24 protein-coding genes are annotated in these 25,071 nt (G+C 63.8%); 15 read left to right on the top strand and 9 right to left on the bottom strand.

Going from position 1 to position 25,071, the window contains the following annotated elements:
- The first annotated feature begins 187 nt into the window (after positions 1 to 187).
- Complete coding sequence (locus RPPS3_RS21330) at positions 188 to 1,951, top strand: PHA/PHB synthase family protein (RefSeq protein ID WP_107346723.1); 1,764 nt, start codon at positions 188 to 190, stop codon at positions 1,949 to 1,951.
- On the opposite strand, the gene RPPS3_RS21325 is transcribed toward RPPS3_RS21330, so the two are convergent.
- Positions 1,933 to 3,492, bottom strand: coding sequence for an AAA family ATPase (locus tag RPPS3_RS21325; RefSeq protein WP_107345835.1), 1,560 nt, complete (start codon positions 3,490 to 3,492; stop codon positions 1,933 to 1,935). The genes RPPS3_RS21330 and RPPS3_RS21325 overlap by 19 nt on opposite strands.
- A gap of 254 nt (positions 3,493 to 3,746) precedes the next feature.
- On the opposite strand from RPPS3_RS21325, the gene RPPS3_RS21320 reads away from it, so the two are divergent.
- Both RPPS3_RS21320 and RPPS3_RS21315 read left to right on the top strand, forming a co-directional pair.
- Positions 3,747 to 4,175 carry a CBS domain-containing protein gene (locus RPPS3_RS21320; protein ID WP_199851765.1) on the top strand — a complete coding sequence of 143 codons (429 nt, stop codon included), beginning with the start codon at positions 3,747 to 3,749 and terminating at the stop codon, positions 4,173 to 4,175.
- 139 nt (positions 4,176 to 4,314) lie between these two features.
- Entirely contained in the window at positions 4,315 to 7,038 is a 2,724-nt protein-coding gene (locus tag RPPS3_RS21315) for a bifunctional acetate--CoA ligase family protein/GNAT family N-acetyltransferase (protein WP_107345833.1), read from the top strand.
- Positions 7,039 to 7,089: 51 nt separating this feature from the next.
- Here the strand turns inward: RPPS3_RS21315 and RPPS3_RS21310 are convergent, their stop codons facing one another.
- Entirely contained in the window at positions 7,090 to 7,500 is a 411-nt protein-coding gene (locus tag RPPS3_RS21310) for a hypothetical protein (RefSeq protein WP_107345832.1), read from the bottom strand.
- 150 nt (positions 7,501 to 7,650) lie between these two features.
- Here RPPS3_RS21310 and RPPS3_RS21305 point away from each other — a divergent pair, with 150 nt between their 5' ends.
- The 3 genes from RPPS3_RS21305 to RPPS3_RS21295 are packed head-to-tail and all read left to right on the top strand — an operon-like array spanning position 7,651 to position 10,792.
- Positions 7,651 to 8,799 (top strand): ABC transporter permease, encoded by a 1,149-nt coding sequence (locus RPPS3_RS21305; protein WP_107345831.1) that lies wholly within the window; start codon positions 7,651 to 7,653, stop codon positions 8,797 to 8,799.
- A 2-nt stretch (positions 8,800 to 8,801) separates the two neighbouring features.
- Positions 8,802 to 9,581 carry an ABC transporter ATP-binding protein gene (locus tag RPPS3_RS21300; protein WP_107345830.1) on the top strand — a complete coding sequence of 260 codons (780 nt, stop codon included), beginning with the start codon at positions 8,802 to 8,804 and terminating at the stop codon, positions 9,579 to 9,581.
- Between the two features lie 11 nt (positions 9,582 to 9,592).
- Complete coding sequence (locus tag RPPS3_RS21295) at positions 9,593 to 10,792, top strand: ABC-type transport auxiliary lipoprotein family protein (RefSeq protein WP_107345829.1); 1,200 nt, start codon at positions 9,593 to 9,595, stop codon at positions 10,790 to 10,792.
- On the opposite strand, the gene RPPS3_RS21290 is transcribed toward RPPS3_RS21295, so the two are convergent.
- Positions 10,752 to 11,072 carry a c-type cytochrome gene (locus RPPS3_RS21290; RefSeq protein ID WP_107346722.1) on the bottom strand — a complete coding sequence of 107 codons (321 nt, stop codon included), beginning with the start codon at positions 11,070 to 11,072 and terminating at the stop codon, positions 10,752 to 10,754. The two genes, RPPS3_RS21295 and RPPS3_RS21290, sit on opposite strands and share 41 nt — an antisense overlap.
- Before the next feature lie 195 nt (positions 11,073 to 11,267).
- Between RPPS3_RS21290 and aadR the strand changes: the two genes are divergently transcribed.
- Positions 11,268 to 11,987 (top strand): transcriptional activatory protein AadR, encoded by a 720-nt coding sequence (gene aadR, locus RPPS3_RS21285; RefSeq protein ID WP_011159769.1) that lies wholly within the window; start codon positions 11,268 to 11,270, stop codon positions 11,985 to 11,987.
- A gap of 52 nt (positions 11,988 to 12,039) precedes the next feature.
- The gene (locus RPPS3_RS21280; protein WP_107345828.1) at positions 12,040 to 13,278 is read left to right on the top strand and encodes a cyclic nucleotide-gated ion channel; all 1,239 of its coding nucleotides are present in this window, start codon (positions 12,040 to 12,042) and stop codon (positions 13,276 to 13,278) included.
- A gap of 14 nt (positions 13,279 to 13,292) precedes the next feature.
- Here the strand turns inward: RPPS3_RS21280 and RPPS3_RS21275 are convergent, their stop codons facing one another.
- The gene (locus tag RPPS3_RS21275; protein ID WP_107345827.1) at positions 13,293 to 13,619 is read right to left on the bottom strand and encodes a hypothetical protein; all 327 of its coding nucleotides are present in this window, start codon (positions 13,617 to 13,619) and stop codon (positions 13,293 to 13,295) included.
- 131 nt (positions 13,620 to 13,750) lie between these two features.
- On the opposite strand from RPPS3_RS21275, the gene RPPS3_RS21270 reads away from it, so the two are divergent.
- Complete coding sequence (locus RPPS3_RS21270) at positions 13,751 to 15,862, top strand: molybdopterin-containing oxidoreductase family protein (protein ID WP_107345826.1); 2,112 nt, start codon at positions 13,751 to 13,753, stop codon at positions 15,860 to 15,862.
- A gap of 68 nt (positions 15,863 to 15,930) precedes the next feature.
- On the opposite strand, the gene RPPS3_RS21265 is transcribed toward RPPS3_RS21270, so the two are convergent.
- Both RPPS3_RS21265 and RPPS3_RS21260 read right to left on the bottom strand, forming a co-directional pair.
- Positions 15,931 to 16,215: a hypothetical protein gene (locus RPPS3_RS21265; RefSeq protein ID WP_011159765.1), complete on the bottom strand. Its 285-nt coding sequence runs from the start codon at positions 16,213 to 16,215 to the stop codon at positions 15,931 to 15,933.
- Between the two features lie 464 nt (positions 16,216 to 16,679).
- On the bottom strand, positions 16,680 to 17,030 hold the full coding sequence (locus tag RPPS3_RS21260) for a hypothetical protein (RefSeq protein ID WP_107345825.1): 351 nt from the start codon (positions 17,028 to 17,030) through the stop codon (positions 16,680 to 16,682).
- A gap of 101 nt (positions 17,031 to 17,131) precedes the next feature.
- Between RPPS3_RS21260 and RPPS3_RS21255 the strand changes: the two genes are divergently transcribed.
- The 3 genes from RPPS3_RS21255 (at position 17,132) to RPPS3_RS21245 (ending at position 20,147) form a co-directional block, all read left to right on the top strand.
- The gene (locus tag RPPS3_RS21255; protein ID WP_234820016.1) at positions 17,132 to 17,407 is read left to right on the top strand and encodes a hypothetical protein; all 276 of its coding nucleotides are present in this window, start codon (positions 17,132 to 17,134) and stop codon (positions 17,405 to 17,407) included.
- 195 nt (positions 17,408 to 17,602) lie between these two features.
- Positions 17,603 to 18,232 carry an urease accessory protein UreG gene (gene ureG, locus RPPS3_RS21250; RefSeq protein WP_107345824.1) on the top strand — a complete coding sequence of 210 codons (630 nt, stop codon included), beginning with the start codon at positions 17,603 to 17,605 and terminating at the stop codon, positions 18,230 to 18,232.
- Positions 18,233 to 18,473: 241 nt separating this feature from the next.
- Positions 18,474 to 20,147, top strand: coding sequence for a CHASE domain-containing protein (locus RPPS3_RS21245; RefSeq protein ID WP_107345823.1), 1,674 nt, complete (start codon positions 18,474 to 18,476; stop codon positions 20,145 to 20,147).
- 162 nt (positions 20,148 to 20,309) lie between these two features.
- On the opposite strand, the gene RPPS3_RS21240 is transcribed toward RPPS3_RS21245, so the two are convergent.
- Both RPPS3_RS21240 and RPPS3_RS21235 read right to left on the bottom strand, forming a co-directional pair.
- Entirely contained in the window at positions 20,310 to 20,855 is a 546-nt protein-coding gene (locus RPPS3_RS21240) for a sigma-70 family RNA polymerase sigma factor (protein ID WP_011159760.1), read from the bottom strand.
- On the bottom strand, positions 20,855 to 21,088 hold the full coding sequence (locus RPPS3_RS21235; protein WP_199851764.1) for a NepR family anti-sigma factor: 234 nt from the start codon (positions 21,086 to 21,088) through the stop codon (positions 20,855 to 20,857). Before RPPS3_RS21235 ends, RPPS3_RS21240 begins: the two co-directional genes overlap by 1 nt.
- A gap of 201 nt (positions 21,089 to 21,289) precedes the next feature.
- On the opposite strand from RPPS3_RS21235, the gene RPPS3_RS21230 reads away from it, so the two are divergent.
- Both RPPS3_RS21230 and RPPS3_RS21225 read left to right on the top strand, forming a co-directional pair.
- The gene (locus RPPS3_RS21230) at positions 21,290 to 22,096 is read left to right on the top strand and encodes a response regulator (protein WP_107345822.1); all 807 of its coding nucleotides are present in this window, start codon (positions 21,290 to 21,292) and stop codon (positions 22,094 to 22,096) included.
- Between the two features lie 362 nt (positions 22,097 to 22,458).
- Positions 22,459 to 22,857 carry a hypothetical protein gene (locus RPPS3_RS21225; RefSeq protein ID WP_107345821.1) on the top strand — a complete coding sequence of 133 codons (399 nt, stop codon included), beginning with the start codon at positions 22,459 to 22,461 and terminating at the stop codon, positions 22,855 to 22,857.
- A gap of 100 nt (positions 22,858 to 22,957) precedes the next feature.
- Here the strand turns inward: RPPS3_RS21225 and RPPS3_RS21220 are convergent, their stop codons facing one another.
- Entirely contained in the window at positions 22,958 to 24,052 is a 1,095-nt protein-coding gene (locus tag RPPS3_RS21220) for an AI-2E family transporter (protein ID WP_234820013.1), read from the bottom strand.
- A gap of 251 nt (positions 24,053 to 24,303) precedes the next feature.
- On the opposite strand from RPPS3_RS21220, the gene RPPS3_RS21215 reads away from it, so the two are divergent.
- Positions 24,304 to 25,068, top strand: coding sequence for a L,D-transpeptidase (locus tag RPPS3_RS21215; protein WP_234820011.1), 765 nt, complete (start codon positions 24,304 to 24,306; stop codon positions 25,066 to 25,068).
- Positions 25,069 to 25,071 lie beyond the last annotated feature (3 nt).

Below are 25,071 nucleotides of genomic sequence, written 5' to 3'. Positions count from 1 at the left end.
ATGCGATCCTGTCGCAAAAGTTCGACGCTACGCCCGCTTAACCATCGGGCAAGCCTCGATGGATTCCACGGACGCGTGACTAAGCGATGACATCTTCGTCGTCCTATATGTCGGTGGCAATACCCGCTGCGAATCCGGTCAAAGGACCGCATATTCGAGTGCGTCGAAGTATCAGTACGAGGCCATGATGCTGCAGACACCGGTCACCCCCATTGCTGCCGAACCGCCCGCCCCCAAGCCGCCGGCCAGGCACCTCGGCCCGAGCGACAGCGACCGCACCCTGCATGCGACGCTGGCGCCGCTGACCGGCGGGCTGTCGCCGACCGCGCTGACGCTCGCCTATGCCGACTGGCTGTCACATCTGTTCTGGGCACCGACGCAGCGGATGGATCTTGTCAACGAAGCGCTGCGCCGTGGGACGCAGCTCGCCGAAGCCTCGGTCGGTCAGACCGCGCCATGGTCGCTGATTGCTCCGCAGCCGCAGGACCGCCGCTTCAGCGCGCCGGAATGGCGCGAGCCGCCGTTCAACCTGATGGCGCAGGGCTTTCTGCTGGCCGAGCAGTGGTGGCACGACGCCACCACCAACATTCGCGGCGTCTCCGAGCAGAATGAGAAGATCGTCGAGTTCGCGACCCGGCAGATGCTCGACGTCTTGGCGCCGTCGAACTTCGCCCTCACCAACCCGGAAGTGCTTCGCCGCACCGTGTCGACCGAAGGACGCAATCTCGCCGATGGCTTTCGCAATTGGTGGGAAGATCTGCTCGAACTGATGGCGCACGAGCCGAAGCACGATTTCGTCGTCGGTAAGGACGTCGCGGTCACGCCGGGCAAGGTGGTGTACAGCAACAAGCTGATCGAGCTGATCCAATACGCGCCCGCCACCGAGACGGTGCGGCCGGAGCCGATCCTGATCGTGCCGGCCTGGATCATGAAGTACTACATTCTCGATCTGTCGCCGCATAATTCGCTGGTGAAGTATCTCACCGATCAGGGGTACACCGTTTTTATGATCTCGTGGCGCAATCCGACTGCCGCGGATCGCGATGTTTCGCTCGAAGATTATCGCCGCCTCGGCGTGATGGCGGCGCTCGACACGATCGGCGCGATCCTGCCGGAACGGCCGGTGCACGCGGTGGGTTATTGCCTCGGCGGCACGCTGCTGTCGATTGCGGCGGCTGCGATGGGACGCGACGGCGACAGCCGGCTCAAATCGATCACGCTGTTCGCCGCCCAGACCGACTTTACCGAGGCCGGCGAGCTGACGCTGTTCATCAACGAGAGCCAGGTAGCCTTCCTCGAAGACATGATGTGGAATCGCGGCGTGCTCGACACCACTCAGATGTCCGGCGCGTTCCAGATCCTGCGCTCCAATGATCTGATCTGGTCGCGGCTGGTGCATGAATATCTGATGGGCGTGCGCTCCGAGCCGAACGACCTGATGGCCTGGAATGCCGATGCCACCCGGATGCCATACCGGATGCACTCCGAATATTTGCGCAAGCTGTTCCTCGACAACGATCTGGCTGAAGGCCGTTACACCGTCGATGGCCGGCCGATCGCGCTGTCCGACATCCACACGCCGATCTTCGTGGTCGGAACGCAGCGCGATCACGTCGCGCCGTGGCGGTCGACGTTCAAGATCCATTTGCTGGCCGACGCCGATGTCACCTTCTGTCTGACCGGCGGCGGCCACAACGCCGGCATCGTCTCGCCGCCGTCGCCGAAGGCACATGGTTATCAAGTGATGACCAAGGAAGCCGATGGTCCGTATGTCGGACCCGACGATTGGTTGAAGCAGGCGCCCCACGCCGAAGGCTCATGGTGGACCGAATGGGTGCATTGGCTCGCCACCCGTTCCGGCGAGCCGGTCGCGCCGCCGCGCATCGGATTGCCGGACGTCGATCCGGGCGCACTTCCGGCCGCGCCTGGCAGCTACGTGCTGCAGACCTGAGCGGCCTGCGGCAACGCCGCCAGCGCTAGCGACAGCGTCTCGGCCGGCGTGCCGCCGGCGTCGATCGTGGTCCATCCGACCACGCCCTGCGCGTAGCTTTGCTGCTGCCGGACGATCTCCGGCGTGGCATCGGAGGCATCGCCGATGCGGCCGGCGACCCGTGCGATCCGCGTGGCGAGATCGGCGGTGAGAAACAGGCCGTGGAACGGGACGCCGAGCCCGGCAGCAACGCTTTCGATCGCGCGGCGCTCCTCGGGCTTGGAGAACACCGCATCGACAATCACCGAATGTCCTTGCTTCAAGATATGCGCGGCGCGCTCGGCGAGGCCGCGATAAACCGCCTCCGTCACCTCGGCGGTGTAGGCTGTCGCCGGGAGCCTCTCGGTGTCGGCGACGCCGTGCAGCCGTTTGCGGGCCACATCCGAGCGCAGCACCACGGCGCCGGGCAGGGGCGGGACGTGGCCTGAGAGAGCGCGAGCCAGCACCGATTTGCCGGTGCCGGATAGCCCCCCGACCGCGATCAGCCGGGGCGGTGGCGGCCCGATCAGCCGCAGCGCCAGATCAAAATAGGATTCCGCAATCGCCCGATTGGCTTGCCTGATCGTCTCATTGGCGGCGGGCCGCGCCAGCATCACCTTGGCGCGGATCGCGGCGCGCATCGACAGCAGCAGCGGCAGTACCGACAGCGCATCGAGATTGTCCGCGCTCGTCACCGCGAGATAGCGGTTCAAGAGTTGTGCGGAGTCGCTGCCGCGGCCGTAGTGCAGCAAGTCCATCAGCGGAAAGGCGAGATCGTACAGCACGTCGACCGAGGCGAAGGCCGGGTCGAACTCGATGGCGTCGAATAGCGTCGGCTTGCCGTCGATCACCACGATATTGGCGAGGTGCAGATCGCCGTGGCACCAGCGGACGAAGCCTGCCGCACCGCGCTGCTCCAGCAACGGACGCAGCCGTCCGAGCGCATCGCGACTGCTCGTGTCGAGCATCGCAACGTCGGCTGCAGCAAAACCGCCTGCAGCAAGCTCGTTGGTGTCGTCAGCCAGGATCGGTTCGATCGATGCGACCCAAGGCGCAGTCGCCGCCAAAGGCGCGGCCTGATGCGAGGCGGCGATCGCATCGGCGACGGCGTCGATCAGCTCAGGGCCGAGCGAGCCGGCGCGGGCGAGATGATCCAGCGTGGCGCTGTCGTCGAAACGCATCATCTCGACGGCCCATTCCACCGCGGGCCCGTCGCCGCCGATCTGTAACGCGCCCTTGTCAGTGCGTGTGACCGGGACGACACGGCGATAGATCGCGGGCGCGAATCGGCGGCCGACGGCGAGCTCCTGCTCGCAGGCGATCTTTCGTTTGGCGAGGGTCGAATAGTCCAGAAATGGGAATTTGACGGCACGCTTGATCTTCAGCGCCCGGTTCCCCTCGAGGAAAACCGCTGCACCATGGGTGTCGATCTGCACCACGGGCGTGTCGCCGGCACCATGGCCCAGGAAGCCGAAGACCTCTTGTTGCGGGGGGGCGGTGGAGCTGGCGTCTGGGGCGGACATCGGGACTACTACTTAGGCGGCTGCGGAACTGTCCGAGGATGGATCACGTTGCATCCCGATTGCGCAATCCGGGCGGGCAGATCATGAGCATTGTTGTAGGAAAAACAAGCGGCGCCCCGAATTGCCGGTGGTTTGACCTTGATCAATTCAATTCGCCAAAGCTGCGGTCAATTTGCACACCAACGACGATTAGCAGGGCCGCCATTGGGTCGCCACAAATCGTTGGCGAAAATTCCGAGTGATTGGGTCCGGTCTTGTATAAGTTTCTAGAGGCAACCGTTGCCGACCATATGACGCGAGCGGTGAAATCCGTGTCGCGCGAACTGACCATGCGCGAGTTGGAGGACAAGTTCGAGCACGACGACTTCAACGCCTATCCGGTGGTGGAGGATCAGCGTGTCATCGGCATGGTGACAAAGTACGATTTCCTGAGTTGTTTCGCGTTCCACCCGACCCAGATGCTGCCGCATTACGACGACCTGATGAATCGGACCGTCGGCGACATCATGTCGGGGGACTTCCTCTACGTGCACTCCGATACCAAGCTCACCCGGGTGTTGCAGTTGATGGTCGAACACCAGACCCGCAGCATCCCGGTGTTGGACGCCGATCGCAAGCTGGATGGTATCATCTCGCGCGAGGACGTCATCAAGGCGCTGGCGACCTTCACCAAGGTACGCTAACTGCGCGAGCAGTACGCGTCCCTCCGTCGCGCCAGGCCGACATTGGCTTGTTGCAGCAACTGTCGTACACCTTTGCCGCGCAGATTCCGGATCGTGCGACGGCTGCCGTTCGCGGCCGGCCGTCCGGTGTCGAGGTGAGATGTCGACCTATCGATTGAGCACCCTGCTGTCGCCCGGAGCCGTGGCGGTCGTCGGCGCCAGTCCGCGGCCGGCCTCTCTTGGCCGCGCCGTTCTGACCAATTTGCGCGAGGCGGGATTTAAGGGGCAGATCGGAGTCGTCAATCCGCGCTACCCGGAGATCGGCGGCATCAAGACCGTCGGTTCGATCGCGGAACTCTCCTTCGTTCCGGATCTGATTGTCATTACGGCGCCGCCGCGCTCGGTCGCCAAGGTCGTCGCCGAAGCTGGCGAACTCGGCGTTGCCGGCGCGATCATCATCAGTTCGGAGATGGGACGCGGTAAAGGCTCCTATGCGGAAGCTGCGAATCGCGCTGCGCGCAAGTCCGGCATCCGGCTGATCGGGCCGAACTGTCTCGGCATCATGATTCCGGGCGTCAATCTCAACGCCAGCTTCGCCGCCCACATGCCGCGGCGGGGCAATTTGGCGCTGATCTCGCAGTCGGGCGCGATTGCGGCCGGCATGGTGGATTGGGCGGCCGTCAAGGAGATTGGTTTCTCCGGCATCGTCTCGATCGGCGATCAGCTCGACGTCGATATCGCCGACATGCTCGACTTCTACGCGGCCGATCTCGAGACCCGCGCGATCCTGCTCTACATCGAAGCCGTCACCGACGCCCGCAAGTTCATGTCGGCGGCGCGCGCCGCGGCACGGGTCAAGCCGGTGGTGGTGGTGAAGTCGGGCCGCATGGCGCACGGCGCCAAAGCGGCTGCGACCCACACCGGCGCGTTCGCCGGCGCCGATGCGGTTTACGAGGCTGCGTTCCGCCGCGCCGGCATGCTGCGGGTGTACGATCTGCGCGAGCTGTTCGACTGTGCCGAAACGCTCGGCCGCGTCAGCGCGCCGCGCGGCAAGCGTGTCGCGATTCTCACCAATGGCGGCGGCATCGGCATTCTGGCGGTCGACCGTCTGGCCGAACTCGGCGGCGAGCCGGCGACGCTGTCGGCCGATCTGCACAAGAAGCTCGACGCGATCCTGCCGACCTCGTGGTCCGGCTTCAATCCGATCGACATCACCGGTGACGCCGACGCCGAGCGCTATGCGGCGACGCTGTCGATGCTGCTCTCCGATCCGGATAATGACGCGATCCTGGTGATGAACGTGCAGACCGCCGTGGCTTCGCCGCGGGACATCGCCCGCGAAGTGATCCGCGTGGTCGGTGAGGAGCGCGTTCGCCGCACGCTGTTCAAGCCGGTGTTTGCGGTCTGGGTCGGCGCCGAGGAGGCGGTCACCCATGCCTTCGACGCCGCCTCGATCCCGAACTATCCGACCGAGGACGACGCAGTTCGCAGCATCATGAACATGGTGCGCTATCGCGAGGCGGTACAGCTTCTCACCGAAGTGCCGCCATCGCTGCCGAAGGATTTCGACCCCGACACCGAGACGGCGCGGGCGATCGTCGAGAAAGCGCTGCGCGAAGGCCGCACCTGGCTCGATCCGCTGGAGATCAGCGGTCTGTTTGCGGCGTATCAGATCCCGATGATTCCGACGCTGGCGGCCACCAATGCCGAGGAAGCGGTGTCGTGGGCGTCGTCGTTTCTGTCGCAGGGCGTCACCGTGGTGGTGAAAGTGCTGTCGCGCGACATCCCGCACAAGTCCGACATCGGCGGCGTGGTGCTCAATCTCACCAGCGTCGAAGCGGTCCGCGTTGCGGTGAACGAAATCATGGCGCGTGCCGCCAAGCTGCGCCCCGACGCGCGGCTCGAAGGCGTGATGGTGCAGCCGATGATCCTGCGCCCGAAGGCGCGCGAGCTGACCATCGGCATTGCCGACGATCCGACCTTCGGTCCGGTGATCGCGTTCGGTCAGGGCGGCACCGGCGTCGAACTGATCGACGACCGGTCGCTGGCTTTGCCACCGCTCGATCTGCCTCTCGCCGAGTCGCTGATCGCGCGTACCCGTGTCTCCAAGTTGCTTTGCGCCTATCGCGACGTGCCCGAGGTGAAGCGGAGTGCGGTGGCGCTGACGCTGGTGAAGCTGTCGCAGATGGCGGCCGACCTGCCGGAGATCCGCGAACTCGACGTCAACCCGCTGCTCGCCGATGAAAGCGGCGTGGTGGCGATCGACGCCCGCGTCGTGGTGCGCCCGCCGGAGCGCAAATTCGCCGGCCTCGGCAATTCGCACTTCGCCGTGAAGCCGTATCCGACTGAATGGGAGCGGCATCTGACCGTCAAGGATGGCTGGCGCGTACTGGCGCGGCCGATCCGTCCGGACGACGAGCCGGCGATCCACGAATTCCTCAAGCACGTCACGCCGGAGGATCTGCGGCTGCGGTTCTTCGCGGCCATGAAGGAGTTCAGCCACGCCTTCATCGCCCGGCTGTCGCAGATCGACTACGCCCGCGCGATGGCGTTCGTGGCGTTCGACGAAATCACCGGCGAAATGCTCGGCGTGGTCCGCATCCACTCGGACTCGATCTATGAGAGCGGCGAATACGCCATCCTGCTGCGCTCCGATCTGAAGGGCAAAGGGCTCGGCTGGGCGTTGATGAAACTGATCATCGAATACGCCCGTTCCGAAGGCCTGCATTATGTCTGCGGCCAGGTGCTGCGCGAGAACACCGCGATGCTGCGGATGTGCCGCGATCTCGGCTTCGAAACCAAAACCGATGCGTCCGAGCCGGACATCCTTAACGTTCGGTTACCGCTGACCGAAGAAGCCGCGCGCGCCGCCAAGCTGGCGTGACGACAGCGTCGCGCGAGAGCGCCTCCTCATGATGAAGCTGTGCCGTGCTTGCTACAGCCGGTTCACGGAGACCACACGGAAGGTGTGCATGTCACCTTCCTCGCGCAGCGACACGTACTCACCTTGGACGAAGCGTTCGTCGGCGAAGTGATAGCCGGCTTCGTCGGGCAGTTTCGCAGCACTGTCATATTGAAATGCCCATGATCCACCCGGACGGTGCACCAGGTGACCGAGGTTGTCCGGCTGATGCGGCCGTTGCCGTGCCACACGGCAGGCTTCGCGGTGCTTCTTCCAGATTTCGGCGTCGATCCGGTCATTGCCGTCGAGCGGAGCGATGATCACATAGGCGATGTTCGCTTCGCCTTCAGGATGTCCAGGTTCTCGTGCGAGTTCGAGCCTGATCTGGCGGAAGCACGCCGGCAACGAGGTGTTGAGGATTGCGGAGGGCGTAGCTTTGGTCATTGTTTCGCTCCTGGCATCGCGAACGATGCTGACGCAGAGCAGAAGCGGCATAATTGATTTGCATCAATCGCGGTACACGACGCAAACTGTGCGCTGCAACGCGTCGGGGCGAATCGAAACGGAGCAGCGCATGCTGGCCTTCGAGACCGGATGGGACCAGCCGTGAGCCTCGCGCCTGTGCTGAATGCCAAGACCGATGGCGATACGCTGGAGCTCAAGCCGAAAGGGGCTTGGACCGCGACCAACAGCAAATTCATGGAGCAACTGTCTGAGGACGTTGCTCCTCAGATCGCGGCGGCGAAGTCGCTCACCATCGATATGGCGGAGATCGGCGAGATCGACACGATCGGCGCCTGGGTGCTCGAAAAGCTATCGCGCAGCGCCGCACAGGCTGGCCGCACCGCGCAGTTCAAAGGCATTTCCGCGAGCTACGCAGAGCTGATCGACGAGGTGCGGCAGCTCAATCGTCGTGGGCCAACCCCGCACCCGAAGCCCAACCCGATCATCGCGAAGCTCGACGAAATTGGTCGGTCAGCCTGGAGCGCCACCACTGATATCGCGGTGTTTCTGGCAATGCTCGGTGCCCTCGGTGCCGTGCTGCTGGGTGTGCTGCGGCGGCCGCGCTCGCTGCGACTGACCTCGTTGACTTACCAGGTCTACAGGGTCGGCTGGCAGGCAATCCCGATCATGGTGCTGATCACCTTCCTGATCGGCGCGATCATCGCCCAGCAGGGGATCTTCCACTTCCGTAAGTTCGGTGCTGATTCCTATGTCGTCGACATGGTCGGCATCCTGGTGCTGCGCGAGATCGGCGTGCTGATCGTCGCGATCATGGTCGCCGGCCGGTCGGGGAGCGCCTACACGGCCGAGCTCGGCTCGATGAAGATGCGGGAAGAGATCGACGCGCTCTCGACCATGGGCCTTGATCCCGTTGAGGTGCTGATCCTGCCGCGGATCATCGCGCTGGTGATCGCGCTGCCGATCCTGGCCTTCATCGGCTCGATGGCGGCGCTGTATGGCGGCCTGCTGACGGCGTGGTTCTATGGAGGGATGCAGCCCTCGGTATTCATCGCCCGGCTGCACGAGGCCGTGTCGCTGAACTCCTTCCAGGTCGGGATGTGGAAGGCGCCGTTCATGGCGCTGGTGATCGGCATCGTCGCCTGCAGCGAGGGCCTGCGGGTCAAGGGCAGCGCCGAGTCGCTCGGCCTGCAGACCACCACCTCGGTGGTGAAGTCGATCTTTCTGGTGATCGTGCTGGATGGATTGTTTGCTGTTTTCTTCGCGTCGATCGGGATGTAGCGATGGACGCGCTCGCTCAACTCTATGCCATCCGCGTCGCCGACCTCGTGGTCGGATTCGGCCGGCAGACCGTCCTCAATCATCTGTCGCTCGATGTCCGCCGTGGTGAAATCCTCGGACTGGTCGGCGCGTCGGGTGGCGGCAAGTCGGTACTGATGCGCACCATCATCGGGCTGATCCCCAAGCAAAGCGGGCATATCGAAGTGATGGGCCACGATACCGAGCGCGGCTTCGGCCGGGCGCGCGGGGCAGTGGCGGCGACTTGGGGCATCCTGTTTCAGCAGGGCGCGCTGTTCTCTTCGCTCACCGCGCGGCAGAACGTGCAGTTCCCGCTGCGCGAGATGCTCGACATGTCGGAGAAGCTGCAGGACGAGATCGCCACCGCCAAGCTCGAGATGGTCGGTATCGCCCCAGACGATTGGGACAAGTACCCGTCGCAGCTGTCCGGTGGCATGACCAAGCGTGTGGCGCTGGCCCGTGCGCTGGCGCTCGATCCCTCGATCGTGTTTCTCGACGAACCCACCAGCGGCCTCGACCCGATCGCGGCCGGTGACTTCGATCAACTGATCAAGACCCTGCAAACCACGCTCGGGCTCACCGTGTTCATGGTGACTCACGATCTCGCCAGCCTCAACGTCGTCTGCGACCGCGTTGCGGCGCTGGCTGACGGCAAGATCGTGGCGGTGGGGCCGATGCGCGAATTGCTGCAATCCGAACATCCCTGGGTGCGGGCCTATTTCCACGGCAAGCGCTCGGCGATGCTCCAGCCCAGACAGGACTAGGACGCCACGCCATGGAAACTCGTGCTCCTTTCGTGATCGTCGGTGCGTTCGTACTCGCGGCGATCTTTGCGGTGTTCGGCTTCGTGTTCTGGCTGCACAACACTTCGGGCGTCGGTGCGCGCACCAGCTATCACATCCAATTCCGAGATCCGGTGCCGGGGCTGCTGGTTGGCGCCGCCGTGCTGTTCAACGGCATCCGGGTTGGCGAGGTCACGGCGCTGTCGCTGGCCTCGGATGATCCGCGGCGGGTCGATGCGACCATCGCGGTGGCGCCGTCAACGCCGGTCCGTCCGGACACCAAGGTTGGCTTGGATTTCCAGGGCCTGACCGGCGTGCCGGTGGTGGCGCTCGAAGGCGGCAAGCAGCTCAGCGGCTCGGCGATCGCCACCACGCTGGTGGCCGAGCCGGGAGCGGGCATGAGCATGACCCAGGCTGCCCGCGAGGCGCTGCGCAAGGTCGATACCGTGCTCGGCGAAAACTCCGGCCCGCTGAAAGACACCATCGCCAACTTCAAGACGTTCTCGGAGTGGCTGGCGGGGAAGACAGAGAAGCTGGACGGGATCCTTGGCGGTGTCGAGCGGATGACCGGCGCGAACGAACCGGTGGTGAAGAAGGTGGTGTACGACCTGTCGGCCGCGACCGGCTTCCCGCCGCCATCGCCGCCGCTCAAGGCGCAGCTCACCATTCCGGAATCCAATACGGTGGTTCTGTTCGACAGCCAGAAGATGCTGCTGGCGCCCGGTCTGGAAGTTCCGGCCTTTGCCGGCGCGCAGTGGAGCGACAGCCTCCCGAAGATGCTGCAGGAGAAGCTGATCCAAAGCTTCGAAAACTACGACATCGCCCACGCGCCGATGCGCCCGAACGATGCCGTGCAGCCGGACTACCAACTGCTGACCGATATCAGGAGTTTTCAGGTGATCGGTGAAGCGGATGCGCTTCGCGCCGAGATCGCGTTCAGCGCCAAGATCATCGACAAGGAAGGCAAGCTGGTTGCGGCCAGGCTGTTTCAGCAGGCGACGCCGCTCGACAAGCCTGAGCCAGCTGCGGCCGTCACCGCGTTCGACAAGTCGTTCGATACCATCGCCAAGGAGCTGGTGCCGTGGGCAGCGCAGGCGCTCGCAGCCGGTCACGCCGACGCCGAGCCGGCCTCGACACCCCCAGGCAGGTCGACTACCGCTCCAAGGTCTTCAGGTACGACAAAAGGTCGTTGATCTGGTCTGGATCGAGTTCGAACGCCGGCATCCGCGGGTGGCCGGTATAAATACCTTCAGCAAACGCCTCTGCCAGCGTCTCGACGGGATAGCGCGTGTGAAGCGTGCGGAACGGCGGGGCCTGTTCGAGCCGACTTTTACCGCTACGGCCGATAGCATGGCAGCGCGCACAGTGTGATTTGGCGAAGCCGAGGCCGCGGCGCTCCGACGGAGTCGCGGCGGCCGCCGCTTGGCTGGCCACAATTAGCAGGATCGCCGTGCAGGCGAGTAGTCGTCCCATGAGCCGCCCGGTCGGTAAAAACAGGTCGCCAAACAACGACTTGCACGATGCATGACGGTCGTGTCATGACCTTGATCTGTGTCAAGCTGCCTTGACGAATTGCCGACATATTAACTCTTCTGGCGCAGAATGGGCGGTCAGTTGACGGCGATGCGCGCCAGGAGAGTTCAGTCTGGCGACCGCATGGAGTGATGGATGCCGCATCTCGCTTATCCGACGACGACTTGCGAGGGATTTCGCTGTGAGACGCACTGCGCGGTGCGTGGGCTGGCGATCTGTGGCGAACTCGGCCCTGCCGACCACGAAGAGTTCGAACGTCTTGCCCAGCATGTCCGTTACGGGCCGAAGGAAGCGCTGTTCTCCGAGGACGAAGTCGCTGACTCGGTCTACAGCCTGATCGAGGGGATCGCCCGCCTGTACAAGCTGCTGCCCGATGGCCGTCGCCAGATCATCGGCTTTGCGCTTCCCGGCGATTTCCTCGGAATGGCACCAGGTAACCGCTACTCCTTCTCGGCCGACTCGATCGGCGGCGTGACCGTCTGCAAGTTCTTCCGCGGTCCGTTCCTGCGCTTCATCGAAAATCGCCCGCAGATGTTGCTCCGCATGAACGACTTCGCCACCCGCGAACTCAGCCTCGCCCAGGATCAGATGCTGCTGCTCGGCCGCCGCTCCGCCGAGGAGAAGGTCGCTGCCTTCCTGGTCGGTTGGCGCGATCGTCTGGCCCGGCTGGAAGGCGTCACCAAAACCGTCAGCCTGCCGATGGGCCGTCAGGACATCGCCGACTTCCTCGGCCTGACGATCGAAACCGTAAGCCGCACCTTCACCAAGTTGGAGCGGGAAAAACTGATCGTGATCGTTCCGGACGGGGTACGCGTGCTGGACCCGAAACGCTTCGACGCGCTCGCCGCGGCCTGAAACGCTTCACTTTCGGCCGCGCATCCGCCCGGAATCCCACCCGAGGCTACCGATGCGCGACGAAACGCCGGCCTATCTTCGAGCCCGGCATTATTTCTACGAAATCCTCGAATCCCAGGCGCAGACCTCGCGCATGGGCGTCGTCGTCAATCGCTTCATCGTCTTCTTCATCGTGCTCAGCGTCGGGATCACGGTGATGGAGTCGGTGCCGGCGATGCGCGACGACTACAGCCGGCTGTTTCAGGCGCTGGAGCTGCTGTGCCTGGTGGTGTTCTCGATCGAATACTACATCCGGATCTGGATCGCGCCCGAGCATCTGCCGTACCACCACATGAGCCCGCTGCGCGCTGCGTGGGCCTACATGATCAGCCCGCAGGGTATCGTCGATTGCATCTCGGTGATGCCGCTCTGGATCGCGCTGTTCGGTCCGGACGACCTCCGGGTCTTGATCATCCTGCGGATGCTGCGGCTGCTGAAATTCGCCCGTTATTCGTCGGGCATGCGGTCGCTGCTGGAAGTTCTGGAGAGTGAGCGCCGGGCGCTGATGGCCTGCCTCGTGATCCTGGCGTGCGCGACTCTGGTCTCGGCGACCGCGATGCACATTGCCGAGGGCCACGTGCAGCCCGAGAAGTTCGGCACCATTCCTGACGCGATGTGGTGGGCGATCGTAACGCTCAGCACGATCGGTTATGGCGACGTCGTGCCGGCCACCGGAGTCGGCCGGATGATCGCCGCCGCCACCATCATCTGCGGCCTGATCATGATCGCGTTGCCGGTCGGCATCGTCGCCAACGCGTTCTCCGAGGTGATCCACCGCCGCGACTTCATCGTCAATTGGAGCATGGTGGCGCGGGTGCCTTTGTTCTCGCATCTCACCGCCGGAGACATCGCGCACATTATGCAGCTGCTGCAGGCGCGGCAGATCGAGCGCGGCGAAGTGGTGTTCCGCCGGGGTGAGCCGGCGACCGCGATGTATTTCATTGCCGAAGGTGACGTGGAAATCGAGCTTGGGCCCGAGGACAAGGGCCGCCGCATCCGACTCGGCACCGGGCACTTCTTCGGCGAGATTGCAGTACTAAAGCGGGTCGAACGCTCGGCAACCGTGAGGGCGGTGTCGCGGACGCGGCTGTTGGTCCTGGATGGCGCCGATCTACGTGCGTTGATTGCCCGCGAGCCGAGCATCGCGCGCAAGATCAACCAGATTGTCGAAGGCCGTACCGGCCGTAACCTCAACCTCGAGATCGCTGATCTCGAGGGGCAGGCCGACGTCTCGGTGGAAGAGAACGCGTAAGGCGCTAACGGCGCTTATTCCGCCGCCATCGCGTACAAGCTCGCGATCTTGATCGGGCGGTGCTTGCTGCGGCGCTTCGGAAACTCGCTGGCGCGCGTCAGCGAGCGCTGGGCAGCCAAAAACGCCATCACCTTATTTCCGGCGTCAGCGAACGAGGCGCCGAGCGGCAGGCCGAACTTGCGGCAGTCTTCCGGCGACAGCGGTTGTTTGGCATGGCGGAGCGCCATCGCAGGTCCCCACCACCAGCCCGGAGCCGGAGACCGGTCGTCCGCCGGAACGGCGCGCCAAGCCGCCATTTCCTGAGCCAAACGGTTAAATTCGATGTGCTGTGCCGGATGCATGTCGTACGTCCCTGTTGTGCCGGCATAACGTCCGAAAGCCCAAAAGGTTGCAGGTCGCTGGCGTCCGTCGCCGTACGAGCAATAGTCCGGTACCGTTCTCAGTCGGGAAAACTCGTGCTAACCATTCGCATATGAACCAGCGTGCCGCGATCGACATCCGCCATTCCACTTGTCCGCACGACTGCCCCTCGGCCTGCGCACTCGACGTCGAAGTGATCGACGGCTCGACCATCGGCCGGCTCCGCGGCTCGAAGCGGCAGACCTACACGGCCGGCGTCGTCTGCGCCAAAGTCGCCCGCTACGCCGAGCGCATCCATCATCCCGACCGGCTGACCTATCCGATGCGCCGCACCGGATCGAAGGGCTCCGGACAATTTGCGCGCATCTCCTGGGACGAGGCGCTGGACGAGATCGCGGCACGGTTCGATGCCGCCGAGGCGGAGTTCGGCGCGGAGTCGGTGTGGCCCTATTACTATGCGGGCACCATGGGGCTGGTGATGCGGGACGGCATCAACCGGCTCGCCAATGTCAAAAAGTACTCGCGGTTTTACTCGACAATCTGCGCGAATGTCGCCTGGGCGGGCTTTGCGGCCGGTGTCGGCAAGGTCGCCGGCGTCGATCCGCGGGAAATGGCGAAGTCGGATCTGATCGTGATCTGGGGGACTAATCCGGTCTCGACCCAGGTCAACGTCATGACCCACGCCGCCCGGGCCCGCAAAGAGCGTGGCGCCAAGATCGCGGCCATCGATATCTACGATAACGAGACGATGCAGCAGGCCGATATCCGGATCATCCTGCGTCCGGGGACCGACGGGGCCTTCGCCTGCGGTGTGATGCACGTGCTGTTTCGCGATGGTCTTGCGGATCGCGGCTATCTGGCCCGCTACACCGACTGTCCGGACGACCTCGAAGCGCATCTTAAGACGCGGACGCCCGCATGGGCCTCCGCGATCTGCGGTGTGCCGGAGGCGGAGATCGAAGCGTTTGCGCATGCGGTGGGCCACACCAAGCGCAGCTTCTTCCGGCTCGGCTATGGGTTTACCCGCAGCCGCAACGGCGCCGCGCAGATGCACGCTGCGCTGTGTATCCCGGCAGTGACGGGGGCGTGGCAGCACGAAGGCGGCGGCGCTTTCTTCAACAATGGCGCGATCTTCGGCTTCGACAAGACTCTGATCGAGGGGCTGGATCAGCTCGATCCGGCGACGCGGATACTGGATCAGTCCAAGATCGGTCGCATCCTCACCGGTGATGCCGAGGCGCTGGATGGCGGCGCGCCGGTCAAGGCGATGCTGATCCAGAACACCAATCCGATGACCGTCGCGCCGGAGCAGGAGTTGGTCCGCGTCGGCTTCGCCCGCGAAGACCTGTTCGTTGCGGTGCATGAGCAGTTCATGACCGAGACCGCGCTGGTGGCCGATATCGTATTGCCGGCGACGATGTTCTTGGAGCACGACGACCTGTATTACGGCGGCGGCCATCAGCACATCTCGGTCGGCGCCCGGCTGGTCGAACCGCCCGGCGAATGCCGCTCCAATCACCAGGTGCTCCAGGGGCTGGCGCAGCGGCTCGGCGTCGATCATCCGGCGTTCGCGATGACGCCGCGTCAGGTCATCGATACGACGCTGAAAGCCAGCGGCCATGGCGGCATCGAGCAGCTCGAGGCTGATCTTTGGCGCGATCTACAGCCGGATTTCCGCGAGTCTCACTTCCTTGACGGCTTCGCGCATCCGGACGGCAAGTTTCACTTCCGGGTCGACTGGGGCAACGTCAACCTCGCGCGCAAACTGCGGCTAGGACCGTGGCAGGAGATGCCCAGCCTGCCGGATCACTGGGCGGTGACCGAACAGGCCGATGCGCAGCATCCGTTCCGGCTTGCTACGAGCCCGGCCCGCAGCTTCCTCAACACCACCTTCAACGAGACGCCGTCGTCGCAGGCACGCGAGGGCGAGCCCAACGTGATGATGCACCCGGCCGATGCCGCCGAGGTCGGCGTCGGTGAGGGCGATCTGGTGATGCTGGGGAATGCCCGGGGAGAAACGATGCTGACGGTCCGGCTCAGCAGCGGACTGCGGCGCGGCGTCTTGATCGCCGAATCAGTGTTTCCGAACCGGGCTCATCGCGGCGGACGTGGAATCAATGTCCTGACCAGCGCAGAATCAATCGCGCCGCACGGCGGTGCGGCGTTTCACGATAATAAAGTCTGGATAAAGAAGGCTGATGCGCCACTCGCGAAGCGCGACTGAGGCCCGATTAATCCGGTCGTAACCGGAGGTCGGCAGTCGTTATCGCTTCGCGAGTTGCGCGTTCAGGCTCAGCGCTGGTGGCCGAGGCCGATACCGAGCTTCAGCGCCTTCTGGCGCAGCGAGCCGACGGTCCGATTGGTCAGACGGGCGATTTCCGCCACCGGAGTGCGCGCCTTCGAATGCGCCTTCAACTCCTTGATGTCTTCCTTGGTGTACTCGCGGCGAGTGATCTTGCCCTTCTTGGCGGCCTTGGCCTTGGTAGCGGTCTTCGCCGCAGCCTTGGTCACGACCTTCTTGGCCTTCTTCGACTTCGCTGCGGTCTTCGCAGTCTTTGCTTTCGCTTTCTTTGCCACGCGTAGGCTCCTTTAGTGAAGCGCCCTTCTACTACACCCATTCCGTGCCGACAATTCGGAAATTGAGAATTTCGAACTGATCGAGGCGGCTTCGGTTAGCATTAGTTTAAGTGTGTGTAGTTGGCAATTTGGCGAAATTAGGTACTCGCGCGTAGTGACTATCGCCGTTTTGTCGATGTCTTGGCTCGTTGACACCGGTCAAACTGCTGCAAATCACTACACCGGCCCGGCGCGTGCCGGGTTTTCTCGCAAAGTGGAAACTTGCCACCCAAGAGTGCAAATCGGTGCCCGTCAGCCGTGTATTTCCGAGGATCGGTGCTGCTGATGGAGACGATTTGTCGCGAATAACGCGGTGGGACGTGGTCGCGCTTAGTGTGCGCGGGCTACGCAATCCATCCAACCAAAGGCGTATCGGGGGGGCGCCGCGAGATATCAGCGCGACGAGAACAGTGGAATGCGATTGATCAGCGCGGCTGTTTCGCGTTTGGCGCGAGTGCGGCGCGAGTGCGGGCGAGCGTGCGCTCGTAATAGTCCTCGCGCTCTTGCTTCAGGCTGATCTGCAGATTTCGGAAGGCTGCAATGCGTTTCGCGATCTCTTCGCGTTCTCGCGATGCAATCGTTTCAGGACGAGACACTTCAGCCTCGGAGTGTTGGGTCGCCGGAGGTATTTGCGCTCGTGAGTCGGTTTGGAACTCGGTAATTCCGCGAGCACCGGTCTGAATGCCCGCCGCAGCCGCGTCCTCAGAGCCACTATCCAGGCTGCTGCTTTCGCTGAAATCAGCGGACTCGGAGTTTGGCAGTTGCGACGTCGTCATTGCTCTTCCTAAAAGTCATCATTGGGAGCGCTGATCAGGGGCGTCAATCGAAATCGCTGCCAACAGGCTGCGGTGGTGGATAAATCGTACGGTTGGTTGCGGTGAAAGCGGTACTCGGTAGCCCAGCGCGAAAGTTGGAGCGGGCGCCAATAGCCAAGATCGATCTCGACTCCCTGAGCATCGAAGAACTCGCCGCCTTCCGGGACGAAGCGACCGATAAGCTCGCCGAGAAGGTTGCCGCGTGCCAAGCCGAGCTCGCGATGCTGTCGCGCTACGGCAAGGTCACCAAGAATGGGCCCGCTGCGGCCGAGGCCAAGCCGCGGAAAGAAGCCAAGGACGCTGGGTATTCCTCGAAAGATCAGTCCGCAGCGGCGTAAGCAGCCCGCTGCTGCGACCTATAGGGCGCCGACTAAGGATGTAGGCGGTTGTTTGAGTCCGGCGCGATGACGCCGCGGCGCTGCTCACGGCTTGCAATCTCTTGCCGCATCGTTCTTATTTCCGGCTCGCGGTGACGATTGATCGGTTTTGCGCCGCGTGGCTGCTTTCCTCAGATCTCCTACCGGAAATCCAATATGTCGGATCATCACGGCCCTCTCCGCGTCGGCATCGGTGGCCCCGTGGGCTCGGGCAAGACTGCGCTGATGGACCTGCTCTGCAAGTCGATGCGCGAGCGCTACGACATCGCGGCGATCACCAACGACATTTACACCAAGTGGGACGCCGAATTCCTGGTGCGCTCCGGCTCGCTGACGCCGGATCGGATCGCCGGGGTGGAGACTGGTGGCTGCCCGCATACCGCCATCCGCGAGGATGCGTCGATGAACCTCGCCGCCGTGGCCGAGATGCGCAGCAAGTTTCCGGGGCTCGATCTGGTGCTGATCGAGTCCGGCGGCGACAACCTGGCCGCGACATTCTCGCCCGAACTCGCCGACATCACCATTTATGTGATCGACGTCGCCGCAGGAGACAAAATCCCCTCCAAAGGCGGCCCAGGTATCACCCGGTCCGACCTCCTGGTGATCAATAAGATCGATCTGGCGCCCTATGTCGGTGCGTCGTTGGAGAAGATGGATACCGATGCCAAGCGAATGCGCGGCGCGCGGCCGTTCGTCATGACCAATCTGAAGAAGAGCGACGGACTCGATCGCATTATCGGCTTTATTGAAGAGAAGGGTGGCCTGACGCCGCGGCAGTCGGCCTGAGCCTCCGCCGGCGCAGCTACCTGCGGTATCTCCGCGTGCGCTGCAGTACCAACTTCGTGATTGTTGGGGCGGGAACGAAATCAGGCCGGGCGTGGTTGAACCGCTCTTGGAATTCGTGCCCCACCGACCGTCCTCCAGGATCGTTCAGTTGCGCTCAGGTCGACGCTTCTTCATGGTGGGGCCGGTTTCGATACGTTGAATAGGTGAGGCGGACGCTCCGCCTCGGACAACGAGTAAGAGCGTGGTTCGGCTTGGCTTCATCATCGGCTTGATCGCTATCATAGGGGTGGTGCTGTCAGGCTTTTCCGCATCCCGCGTCTATGAGCAGGAAGCGGCGATCCAGCGCATCGCGCTCGGACGGGCCATCGACGTTCATGCCAGCCAGGTTCAGGACCGCCTCACCGAGCGCGAACTGCTCGGCCGGGTCGCTTCAGGCCTGTTTCGCAAGCCCTCGGTGATCAAGGCCGACATGCTGCAGCCGCTGCGGTCGTCGATCTACACCTTCAAGACCGATTTCGTGCTGGCGACCTGGGTGGCACGGCTGAAGCCCGAGGAAGTGCCGGCCGCCGAGGCCGAGCTGACCAAGGCGGGTTTTCCCGATCCGACCGTGCGCGACTATGACGGCAAGCCGCTCGATCTGAGCAGCCCGGTGCCGCTCGACGTCGTGATGGATGTCGAGCCGCGAAACGCCGAGACCATGGCGCTGACCGGCCGGATGCTGGATCATGATCCGGTGCTCGGCCGGACCTTTGCGCAGGCCCTGGCCGAGGGCCAGCCGCACGTCTCCGATCCGGTGCCGCTAACGGGCAGTGGTCCGGTCGGTGTCGTTCTGGCGGCGCCGGTGATGAACACCGACAGCTCGGACATCGTCGGCTTCGTCACCTTCTCCTATAAGCTCGCCACGCTGATGCTCACCAACGACGATCTGTCGTTGTTCTCGGTGGTGCTGAAGGATCCGAGCCGCGAGGGTTATGAGCTGCTCGCCGACGAAAGCGGCGAGATCACCTCGCGGGTGGCGCACCCGGAAGGGGCTAATCCGATCATCGTTCGCACCGTGACGTTCGGTAATCGGGACTGGTCGCTGGCCTATTACCCGAAGATCGATCCCTATGACCGCGCTCAGAAAATGGCGCTGATCATCGGGCTCGCCGGCCTGGCGCTGACGCTGATCGTCTGTGGGCTGTTCGGCTATGTCAGCTACAGCAACATCCGGCTGCGACGCGAAATCCAGATGCGGATTGGTTTCGAGCGCCGCTTGACTGCGGTGATCGACGAGCTCAACCACCGGGTGAAGAATATTCTGGCGGTGATCCAGTCGATCGTGACCAGGACGCTGCGCCACGGCTCCGATCTCGACGTCGCGCGCGAGCTGCTGATCGGGCGGATTCATGCGATGTCCAACGTCGTGTCGCTGCTCAGCGACAGCCAGTGGCAGGGCGTGATGCTCAAGGGCCTGTTCGAAGGACGGGCAATCCCGCATGCCGACCGCATCGAGGTTGACGGTCCTGATATCGCGGTCAGCGCGCGGGCGGCACAGAGCCTGTCTCTGCTGTTCTTCGAGCTGGCGTCGCATTCCGATGAAGGCTTGGCCGTGGTCGGCAAGCACCCGCGGGTGGTTGCGAGCTGGACCGTCACAGGCGAAGCCAAGGACGCAACATTTCATTTCCGCTGGGAAGAGTTCAACACCAGCGCGTCGACCCGGCGTCCGGATAGCGAGTTCGGCATTATCCTGCTTGACCGCGTGGCGCCCGAAGCGCTCGGCGGCACATCGAAGCGCTACTTCACCGACGTCAGCTACGTCTATGAGCTGACCGCGCCGCTCGATACAGTCGTGGACGTCAACGAGCGTGATCGCACCGGGCAGATCACCGCGCCGGTGCGCCCGATCCGAAAATCCCCGAAGCAGCCCCGCTAGTTCGCACGCAAACAGCCGGATCTGGCCGAAGCATGCTCGGCCAGATCTCGGTCTGTTCGCGAGGGGGCGCCCCGCATGGATCGTGTTTGGGGAGTGATACCGGCGCCAGAGATCGCTCGATGCGTCATTGGATCGAGCGATCCCCGCCGGGTCGGCGGTGGATCAGCCGTTGCCGCCAATCACGGCACGGACGGTGTCGTCGGGTCCGAAGTCTTCAGCACCGTCGACATAGAGCAGCGCACTAAGCTTCGACCGGGCTCGGTTGACGCGGCTCTTGATGGTGCCGACCGCACAACCGCAGATCGCCGCGGCGTCCTCGTAGGAAAACCCGGAGGCTCCAACCAGGATGAGCGCTTCACGTTGGTCCTGCGGCAGCTTGTCGAGGGCGGCGCGGAATTCCTCGAACTCGAGATGCGCGGTCTGTCCCGGTTGCGACTTCAGGGTCTTGGCATAGCTGCCATCGGCGTCTTCGACCTCCCGGCGCCGCTTGCGATAGTCGGAGCGGAACAGGTTGCGAAGGATCGTGAACAACCACGCGGGCAGGTTCGAGCCCGGCTGAAACGAGTCGATGTTGGCGAGCGCTCGCAGCAGGGTTTCCTGGACCAAGTCGTCAGCACGATCGGCGTTGCCGCTCAGCGAGATAGCGAACGCGCGCAGGCTCGGCACGGCGGCGAGAATGTCGTCACGAAGGGAATCGGTGAGAGGCATTAGTCCCTCCCTTCGGTCGCGGTCGAGTCCGAGGCATTGGCCGCTTCGGCCGCCTGCTGCGGATCGTCGAGCTTCTTGATCAGCTCCGCGAACCGATCAGGAACGCCTTGCCGGACCACGTCGTCGTACATCGCGCGCAATTGATGTCCGATCCGGGCCTGGATTTCGGCGTTGAGACCTCCCTTAGTGCCTGGAGCCGACTTCTTCATGGTTTGAGCCTTGAATTCTTGCATGACTGATCCAATGTTTTCCCCATGGTCAAGTCCCCTGAACTTCGAGGGTTTTCTTGATCTGTCGCCGTTCACGGGACCCTAATGCGATCCCGGCATGAAAGTTCCACACGGGAATGGAACTTTTGCCCCGCTCGGGCGTAGTTGCCCTCGCAGAGGTGCCGGCCCGCCGCTGGCGATGGCCGAATGACTGATGGAGTGGGGATGTCGAGATCACAGGTTGTTGCAGAGCATTTGCCCTTGCTGCGCCGCTATGCGCGCGCGCTGACCGGTAGCCAGACCTCCGGCGACGCTTACGTAGGCGCCATGCTGGAGGCGCTGCTCCAGGATCCGGCCCTGCTCGACGAGCGGCACGGTCCTCGGGCCGGTCTTTTCCGTTTGTTTACCCAAATTTGGAACTCGGTCGCCCTGAACGACGAATCCGACGTTCGCACGCTGCCGATGCCGTCGGAACGCCGCCTGTCGGCGATCACTCCGCTCCCCCGCCAAGCCTTTCTGCTGTTGTCCCTCGAAGGCTTTTCGGAAGAGGAGGTCGCCTTCGTACTGCAGGCCGAGGTCACCGAAGTCCGTCAGTTGGTCGAAACCGCCGGCAAGGAGATGGCCGAGGAGATCGCCACCGACGTTCTCATCATCGAGGACGAGACCTTCATCGCGATGGATCTCGAGAGCCTGGTCAAGGGCTTGGGCCATAACGTGATCGGTGTCGCCCGCACCCACGCCGACGCGATCGCGCTGGCACGGACGAAGAAACCGGGCCTGATCCTGGCTGACATCCAGCTTGCCGACGGCAGCTCCGGCCTCGACGCGGTTAACGAACTGCTAAGGACCTTCGAAGTGCCGGTGGTGTTCATCACCGCCTATCCCGAGCGCTTCCTGACCGGCGAACGTCCGGAGCCGGCTTTCCTGATATCCAAGCCGTTTCAGCCTGCGATGGTCTCAGCGGTTGCCAGCCAGGCGCTGTTCTTTCAGCGCAACTCGCGCAACCGTAAGCCCAACGCGGTTGCTTCCTGATCACTCCGCCATAGGCCGAAAACGACCAACGCCGTCCGGCTCTGCCGGGCGGCGTTTTGCTTTGCTGCGAGTGAGGTGCCGGAGGCTGGGAATCAAACAGGGCGCGGCTGGCATCACACAGCCGCGCCCTGTATCGCCGGCTTCGGGGCAGGGGGACTTAACCGGCGCCGGATGAACGCCGGTAGGTAAAAACCGTTCCGCGTCAACTGCTAAAAACGTTAACACGCTCTGTTGATCGATGGTTATCGAACCGCTTTGCCGCTCCCGCGATTAATCATTGTGTGCATCGCGAACGCATAGTTGGCGGTGCCGCAACAGGGAAAAGCGGCATAACGCCAGCTACAACAAAGCGGCAAGATACCATGTCACAGATCGTGCGGGGAATTTTGGGCGCCATTGCTATCACCGGAACGCTTGGCGCGGCTCAACTGGCTGTCGGCGAAGACCTCGGTCACGCCGGACTGATGCAGCAGGCGTCCGTTGCCGCACCGGCAGCCCAAGACGTCAACCGTTCGGGCAAAGCCGATCGTGCTGGTATCAGCGGCGATGTGCAGCCCGGCCAGACCTTTGCCGTGACGCTGATCGGCCAATCGGTTCTCGTCCGAATCCCCAAGGAGCAGGCCGACGGAGCGGCGAGCGGAGCGCCCGCGGCCACCACCAAGCCGGCGATGGCGCCGAAGCGGATCGTGGCCTGCGAGCCGGTGGTCAGTGTACTTACCGAGGTTGCCAAGCAGCTCCAGCCCGGACGTTGCGTCGCGTAACGCTTTCCATCAGACAACAGAGCATCCGACATCCGCCCCTGGGGCGGATGTTTCCGTTTGAAGGGGCGTGGTGAGTGGGCGTTAGGCCGGCGTGCCGACGTCAGTCACCGCCGGGAAGCTGCGGGACGTCCTCGGGCATCAGATGCTCCTTGAGCACCAGCCCGACGATCAACAGCGGGGAGGCCAGGAAGCTTCCCATCGGCCCCCATAGCCAAGTCCAGAACGCCAGGGTGATGAACACCGCCAGCGCGTTCAGCGACAGCCGCCGCCCGATGATGGTGGGGGTGATGAAGTGGCCTTCGAAGAAGGTCAGGAGCGTAAAGCCCAACGGGGCCAGCAGCCCGGCTCCCAGGGTCGGCATGCTGATGATGCCGACCACCGTGAGCACCACGAACATCACGAACGGCCCAATGATCGGGATGAAATTCAGCACCGCCGCCAGCGCCCCAAGGCCGGCCGGGTTCGGCATGCCGGCGGCGGCACAGATCAGGCCGGTGGCGGCGCCGTAGCATAGGTTGATGACGGTGACGGTCAGCAGATAGGCGCCGAGGCTGCCTTCGATCTCGTTGAGGATACGCAGCGTCCGCAGCCGGGCATCGCGGCCGGCGAACACCATCACCAGCGATCGGCGAAGATCCTTCCAACTCGCCACAAACAGCACCAGCATCACCAGAAACAGCAGGAGTTCGGTCAGGGTCGGGGACAGGAATTCGAACACCCAGTCGATCTTCGGCATTTGCACCGAGCTCTGCGGCAGGCTCTCGGAGCCACTCAACGAGCTTTGGATCTGCCGCCACATCTGCAGCGGGCGATCGAGCACGTGCAGCTTTTCGCGCAGCAGGGAGCCGACCTCGGGAATCCGGCTGCTCCACTCGATCAGCGGAGCCGAGATCAGCCCGATCATGAACGTGACTGTGCCGAGCCCCAGCGCCACGATCAGCACCGCGCTGACCGCGCGGGGAATCCGGAAGCGCTCCAGGAAGCTCGCCGCCGGCGACACCATGGTGCCGACCACGAAGGCGGTGACCATCGGCAAAAAGAATGGCTTTCCGACGTAGAGCAGGCCTACCAACAGGATCACCAGCAGGGCGACTAAAGCGAGCGCAACGACTTCGGTGCGCCGGATCAGCGGCGGCCGCTCGTCCTTGCTGTCGGGAAGCGGCGTGCCGGCAGGCTCGGCGGGAAGTACGCGCAATGGACCACCCAGCGTCTGAGTTATGTGTGGAGACGTGGAAGTCGACGGCGAGCGGGCCGGATGACGGCGCAACCATCGAAGACTGCCGCTGCGTGCAACGACGATCGACCAAGAAGGTTCCGGGCTCGCTGCGGACGCCTTCACGCATCGCTTGAGCCAGGTGCGGGAACGGACTGGAGCGCGACCGCGTTCTCTCGCCGACGCCGAACGGACGTCGCAACTAACAGCGGGGACTTTCCATGATCACCACGATGCTGTCTGCATGCGTCCCGCAGCGGGGACGCGCGTTCAATTCGGTGGCGGCGACCGGTGCTGCGCTTTTGCTCGCGCTTGCACTGCCGGCAACTCCGGCCGCCGCCCAGGCGCTCGGCTATGCGGCGCAGCCGCCGCAGTTTGCGCCGTTCGAGTCCGACGAGGCGGTGATTGCGCCGTCCGAACCCGCCGATAACGATGTTGCGGTCGACGCGAACGAGGACGCGCAGCTTCCCGACCGGTTGCGCCGGACGGTGGTGAGCTATCCGAGCAAAGAGCCTGCCGGTACCATCGTGATCGATACCTCGAACACCTATTTGTATTACGTGCTCGGCGGCGGTCGGGCGATCCGCTATGGCGTCGGCGTCGGCCGCGAAGGCTTCACCTGGGCCGGCGTCCAGACCATCACCCGCAAGGCCGAGTGGCCGGACTGGCGGCCGCCGGCGGAGATGATTGCGCGCCAGCCCTATCTGCCGCGCTTTATGGCCGGCGGCCCGGGCAACCCGCTCGGTGCGCGGGCGATGTATCTTGGCTCCACCGCGTACCGCATCCACGGCACCAATGATCCGTCGACGATCGGCAAGTTCGTCTCCTCGGGCTGCATCCGGCTCACAAATGAGGACGTTGAGGATCTGTTCAGCCGGACCGGGATCGGGACCCGCGTCGTGGTGCTGCCGAAGTCGGGCTCGCATCCGATCGAAGCGCGCGCGACCCCGCGGCCGGGCCGGCAGGCCATGAACATCTCAGCCTCGTCGATCGACTAACGC

This window comes from Rhodopseudomonas palustris (assembly GCF_003031265.1).
In the GTDB taxonomy this organism is placed as follows: domain Bacteria; phylum Pseudomonadota; class Alphaproteobacteria; order Rhizobiales; family Xanthobacteraceae; genus Rhodopseudomonas; species Rhodopseudomonas palustris_H.
The sequence above is the reverse complement of the archived record's forward strand: the minus strand, read 5'-3'. Positions and strand labels throughout refer to the sequence as shown.